A 5,171-nucleotide genomic window follows, 5' to 3' on the forward strand; every position below is an offset into this window, starting at 1 on the left:
TCCTCGCTTCGCGGGGCAGTTTTTAGTTAATCATGTTTGTGAAATCTAAAAGCAAAAGCATTAGTAATGTATTCGCTTCGCTCATACTTTTTGAAAAGCAAAAGCTCCAAAGTTCGCACCCATTCGGGATGCTCTGTACCTACCTTTTAAAATCGAAAGGGAGCTTGTAATCAGAGAAAAGGCAGGGGCAAAATTTTTATAATGCTCAATCGCTCGTAGACACTCGCTCGGTTCTTATTGCACTGATTAAAATATCTAATCAAAACCGTGAAACATTGCTCACTTATTGAGCGTGGAACGTGAAAAATCATAAAAAAAGCCCACCTTGGCAAAGATGGGCTATCAACTAGAAACTACAGCATTGATTTCTATAGATAATTATAACGCATTTCGTATAAGCTGTATTATGTTAATTTTAGGAAGACTTAAAAGTGAAGGTATTAGGAATCATCTTTTCGGTAACTTTAGTAATACTAATTTTATATGGTGTACTATGGATGTTTCATGGTTTTCCAGTAAATCCCTCAAATATTAAGAATGCAAAACCTACTAGAAATATAGAATCCAACTTAAATACGTTCTTAACAGATACAGCTTTACCACAAATAATAGAAAGTTGTATTCCTCTTTATAATGCTGATTTCAGAAGACTAAATCCTCAACTTAAAAATTTCCCTAATTTAATTACGGCTGATTATTTTAATAAAAATCAGTTAATAACAGTTAGTCCTCATACAGGTAAAAAAGAAGCCAACTTATCTACTGTAAATATTATTAATGAATTTTTTACTGTTTTAGATAGTCCAATAAGTGACCCCCAAATACTACAAGGATGTTTTGTAAATTATGGTTATACACTTCAAGACATGAGAAGAATTAAGAAAAAATTTAGCAATTTTGCAAACTCAAATTAATTAAATCCCCCATTTAACATAATGGGCATTATTATACGAAATTCCAAAAAAGCCTTGATAAGGCACGTTTAATGTGCGTATTAGCCCTGAAATGCACCGTAAAGCAGTTTTAGCATCAAGTAATTCCCTTAATTCTTTTGTAAGTGATGCAATTCAAGAAAAACTAATGCGTTTAGGCGTTTAACCTATCTTTGCTCGATGCTTTGAAATATGGCTTTAGCCATGTTTCAAAGTCGGGCAACTTTGCGCTTGCTGTAATCTGATCAGTAATGAGAAAAACCAAGCAAAGTACCGATCAACTAGTATTTTTTAGGGTCGATCTGACACCAGTCATAGGTTTTTTCTTTGACACTACTCGGTTCAAACGAGTAGCAATTTTTCCTCATTATTCTCACCAATGTTTCACCATCACTTTCTCGAATTTGTAGCGGATATTTTTTTAGTACAGCCATATCTGCTCTACGTTCATCAATTTCGTCTTTGCTTGGTATGTATAAGAAGATAGCCAAAATGAATACCATCATCACAGCCACAAACGTGCTGGCAAAAATAAGGATAAGTTTTAAGTTGAGCCTGTTTGTAGCTTCGTTTAATGCCTGAATACTGTTGTTTAATGCACATGTATGCTTCTTATTTGCGTTTTCTAGCGATTTTTCAGCCTTGTCTAGCACTCCACTAGCGACTTGGTTGTAAAACTGCTCTAATCGCTTCTTATCGTCTGCTATGGCTTCTCGATATTCCTTCATGGATGCCAATAAAATATATAACTGGTCATCTAAATCATTTTGATTACTCATAATGACATTCCGCCTCTACTTAGTTTTTGAGATGCCTTGCGGAGTGCTTGCTCGGCTCGTTGTTTATCTAATTCTTGCTGTCGTTTCATTTCCGCTTGGCGTTCCAGTTCTAGACGTTTGGTTTCTTGGTTCTTCTGCCATTGATCAAAACCTTGATCGACACGGTTTAAACCACGCTGTAAAATGCTCTCTTTCTGCTGTTTCTGTTGGTCAAGCTGTTGGGCGTTCTGCTGTTTCACATTGTCATTAAAACGGCTGATTTCAGTGTCTATGCCTTGTCTGCGTAATTGGGTGATTTTAGTGCCTTCATGGATGGTGGCTTGTAGTCCATTATTCTGATCGGCATAGCTGCGGTGGTCTATTTTTTCCTGAAAGCCTGCTCGTTCTAATGCGTGATTGGCTAAATTTGCCCACGTTTCCCGAATCTGTTTAATTTCGTCTTGGGTTGTCCCCATACCAAGGCTTTTTCGTTTGGCGTTGCTGAGTTCAATATCGGTTTTGGTGGTCAGAGTGAGTTTATTGTCTGCATCCAACTCGGCTTTTCGGGTTGTGAGCATGATATGGGCGTGATGGTTTTTATCATTACCGCCTTTACTCGGTTCATGGATGGCTAAATCTGCGATTACGTCATAGCGATCAACTAAGGACCTGGCAAAGTCTTTTGCCAAGTCCTTACGTTGATCAGCGTCTAATTCATCGGGTAGGGCGATTACCCATTCTCTAGCGGTTCGGGCATCTTTGCGGTTTTCGGACTGTTCTGCCAAGTTCCAAAGGTCATTACGGTCAATTTCAATATCGAGATTCGAGATAATTTCTGAATGGGCGACACCGTCTTTTCTTGTAAAGTCGTGGGTCAATCCTGTACGTTCATCTTTGAGCTTTTCACCTGCACGATAAGCCATAGATGCAACAGCAGTTCTGCCTGAACTTCGATTAACTGTTTTAGTTGAACAATGATAGATTGCCATGCAGTTGCCTTGAGATGCTTTTGCTTTTAAAAAATTGCGTAGCAGTTTTTTGGGGTTAAGGGGATCCCCCTTACGCAAACTTTGACTTGGATGAAATCCAAGTCGTAAGTGCGCATTTCATGAAAAACACGATAGCATATTACCCGCTTGAATTTCAATTCATAGGGTCTTATGCTTGAGTGGTTTTCTATATCCCGAATTTAACCATTATGACAAAATCTGCTGAAAATATCGAAAAGAAAATTGAAGCCCAGTTAGAGAAGCTGAAACAGTTAAAAGCTCAAAAACAGGCTATCGAAGCAAGAGAAAAAACCAAGAAAAAGGAGCAGGAAAGAAAGGATGATACTCGGCGTAAAATTTTGCTCGGTTCTTATTTAATTAAAAAGATGCAAAGTAATGAAGCTAACAAAGAAAAAATACTCACGGAACTTAATGAATATTTAACTGAAAATAGAGATAGACAGCTTTTTGACTTACCAAATATTGAGGAAAATTAATTATGAATAAAGCGGATTTAATTGCCAAATTAGCGCCTAAATTAAATATTAATCAAGACGAAGCAAGAGTTGTGCTTAATTCTGTTCTTGAAGTCATTACAGAAGCCCTAGTTGAAGATAAAAATGTCCGATTAGTTGATTTTGGGACTTTTGAAGTAAAACAGCGTGCCGAAAGAATGGGGCATAATCCTAAAACTGGCGAAAAACTTAAAATTGAAGCTAAGGAAATCGTCACTTTTAAACAAGGAAAGGCCTTGGGAGAGCAATTTATTGTTAAGCCAAAGCAAAAAAGTAAAGCTAAGAAGAAAGCCTAATTTTTCTTAGCTCTCTGTTGTTCTTGTTCGGCTTTATACTCTGGAATTAGCTCATTTAAGACCTTTTGGATATTTTCTTTATCTTCGATCTGCAAATTATCCCGATAGTAAATTAAGTCCTCTATTTTGCTTTCCAGCTGCATTCTTTCGGTTGGTTCGGCATTTTGGGATATTCGGGATAATAGGAAGATATAACCGCATATATTTTCCCTCGCAATTTCATAATTTATGATGTCGAGGTATTCAGCTTGTGTACCGTGAAATTCTTCTAATAGGTTGGTTAATTTCATCATGCTTGAAACCCTGCTTTTTCTAAACATGGATAAAGCTCTCTGAACTTTTCAGGCTCTAAAAGCATGTCAGCGATACGAATAGCAAATTGCTGAAAGCTTTCCGTACCTTGTGAGTATTTGCTCATTTCGGGCATTTCAGACATTTTATTGGCAAATAGGTGGCGTTGTGGATCGCTCAATTTTATAAAAAAATCGGGGCTATTACGATTTTGCTTGGATATTATTTTTTTTGAGATTTTATCTACTTTAGGCTTAAATTTGAATGAAAAACCTGTAATTGTCCGCCCTTGCTTATGTTGCTCGTATTTAATCGTATAGTCTGAATGTTGATTCACTTGCTCCACAGCCACATCTAGGACTCGCAACTTAAAGTTAGAAATTATTTTATATTGCTTAGGTTCTACACCTAATTGCCCTCGTAATTGTTCTATTTCAATAAATGGAATATGTCCTACATTTTTCCATTTCATGAGGAGTTCAAACAATCGAGTAGCGTAGGTACTGGTAAAGTCTGTAGTTTGTGATAAGTAATAGCTTGTGAAATATTCTTTTGAATTAGCAACCAATAGGACAACATCACTGGTAAGTTGGAAGTGTAATAACCCCTCTGATTCTGTATAACCGATCTTTTGTACCCATCGTGATTTCATAACGGTTGGTATATCGCAATCTCTTAGCTTTTTGGGACGTTTAAGGGTGTATTCCTTACCAAACTCCAAGCCATATAAGGTGTATGAGAAATAGCGTAAAAACAACCGTTCTGATGCTTCTTTTAATGCTCGATAAGCCACTGAACTATCAACCTTGAATTGTTCAGCATATTCCCCTGCATGTATGGTAAGAACTGTATCACTGGTGATTTCCTGATGCTGATTATTGGCTTTCACTAAAGCTAACCCTATTAAACGTTGCTCTACTAGACTCAAGGTATAACTTGCATCAATTAACGCATTATTTTTAATAACTAAATCATTTGCCATTTTTTATACATACATTCTTTTTAGTTGTAATTATATTACATTGATTAAATATGTATAGCAATACTGCATAAACGTATAGATAAGACTGCATAAACGTATAGATAAGACTGCATAAACGTATAGATAAGACTGCATAAACGTATAGATATAGCAATATAAGTCATTGATTATTAATATGAATAAGTGGTCTAAAATTATAAAATTATAAAATTATTAAAAAGAGGGGAGTGCTAAAAACTGCCCTATGTACTCGCTAAAGCTCGTACTCTATTGAAGCTCGTTCCTCGCTTCGCGGGGCAGTTTTTAGTTAATCATGTTTGTGAAATCTAAAAGCAAAAGCATTAGTAATGTATTCGCTTCGCTCATACTTTTTGAAAAGCAAAAGCTCCAAAGTTCGCACCCATTCGG

Annotated in this window: 8 protein-coding genes; 4 read left to right on the plus strand and 4 right to left on the minus strand. The window is 36.5% G+C overall.

All coding sequences use genetic code 11. The features are described 5' to 3' along the window. The first annotated feature begins 431 nt into the window (after positions 1-431). A complete protein-coding gene (locus FTU19_RS15665) occupies positions 432-914 on the plus strand; it encodes a hypothetical protein (RefSeq protein WP_004871917.1) in 483 nt (160 codons plus the stop codon). 73 nt (positions 915-987) lie between these two features. Further along, on the plus strand, positions 988-1,098 hold the full coding sequence (locus tag FTU19_RS15670) for a type II toxin-antitoxin system HicB family antitoxin (RefSeq protein WP_227541741.1): 111 nt from the start codon (positions 988-990) through the stop codon (positions 1,096-1,098). A gap of 115 nt (positions 1,099-1,213) precedes the next feature. On the opposite strand, the gene FTU19_RS15675 is transcribed toward FTU19_RS15670, so the two are convergent. Next, a complete protein-coding gene (locus tag FTU19_RS15675; protein WP_114676156.1) occupies positions 1,214-1,711 on the minus strand; it encodes a hypothetical protein in 498 nt (165 codons plus the stop codon). Then, positions 1,708-2,679, minus strand: a complete 972-nt coding sequence (mobQ, locus tag FTU19_RS15680) for a MobQ family relaxase (RefSeq protein WP_114676157.1) — start codon at positions 2,677-2,679, stop codon at positions 1,708-1,710. Before mobQ ends, FTU19_RS15675 begins: the two co-directional genes overlap by 4 nt. A 209-nt stretch (positions 2,680-2,888) precedes the next feature. Here mobQ and FTU19_RS15685 point away from each other — a divergent pair, with 209 nt between their 5' ends. Together FTU19_RS15685 and FTU19_RS15690 are read left to right on the plus strand one after the other, a co-directional pair. After that, positions 2,889-3,176 carry a mobilization protein gene (locus FTU19_RS15685; RefSeq protein WP_114676158.1) on the plus strand — a complete coding sequence of 96 codons (288 nt, stop codon included), beginning with the start codon at positions 2,889-2,891 and terminating at the stop codon, positions 3,174-3,176. Between the two features lie 2 nt (positions 3,177-3,178). Further along, a complete protein-coding gene (locus FTU19_RS15690) occupies positions 3,179-3,490 on the plus strand; it encodes an HU family DNA-binding protein (protein ID WP_004870952.1) in 312 nt (103 codons plus the stop codon). Here FTU19_RS15690 and FTU19_RS15695 read toward each other — a convergent pair. Both FTU19_RS15695 and repM read right to left on the minus strand, forming a co-directional pair. Continuing rightward, positions 3,487-3,783 (minus strand): hypothetical protein, encoded by a 297-nt coding sequence (locus tag FTU19_RS15695; protein ID WP_004870949.1) that lies wholly within the window; start codon positions 3,781-3,783, stop codon positions 3,487-3,489. The genes FTU19_RS15690 and FTU19_RS15695 overlap by 4 nt on opposite strands. Beyond that, positions 3,780-4,763 (minus strand): replication initiation protein RepM, encoded by a 984-nt coding sequence (gene repM / locus FTU19_RS15700; protein WP_004870947.1) that lies wholly within the window; start codon positions 4,761-4,763, stop codon positions 3,780-3,782. Before repM ends, FTU19_RS15695 begins: the two co-directional genes overlap by 4 nt. Between the last annotated feature and the right edge of the window lie 408 nt (positions 4,764-5,171).

Origin of the sequence: Acinetobacter sp. YH12072, from assembly GCF_013419565.1 — a bacterium.
In the GTDB taxonomy this organism is placed as follows: Bacteria; Pseudomonadota; Gammaproteobacteria; order Pseudomonadales; family Moraxellaceae; genus Acinetobacter.

Bases quoted from the DNA above. Each gene is read 5' to 3' on its own strand.
- FTU19_RS15685 (WP_114676158.1), top strand. From the start codon at position 2,889: ATGACAAAATCTGCTGAAAATATCGAAAAGAAAATTGAAGCCCAGTTA.
- FTU19_RS15675 (WP_114676156.1), bottom strand. From the start codon at position 1,711: ATGAGTAATCAAAATGATTTAGATGACCAGTTATATATTTTATTGGCA.
- mobQ (WP_114676157.1), bottom strand. From the start codon at position 2,679: ATGGCAATCTATCATTGTTCAACTAAAACAGTTAATCGAAGTTCAGGC.
- FTU19_RS15695 (WP_004870949.1), bottom strand. From the start codon at position 3,783: ATGATGAAATTAACCAACCTATTAGAAGAATTTCACGGTACACAAGCT.
- repM (WP_004870947.1), bottom strand. From the start codon at position 4,763: ATGGCAAATGATTTAGTTATTAAAAATAATGCGTTAATTGATGCAAGT.
- FTU19_RS15690 (WP_004870952.1), top strand. From the start codon at position 3,179: ATGAATAAAGCGGATTTAATTGCCAAATTAGCGCCTAAATTAAATATT.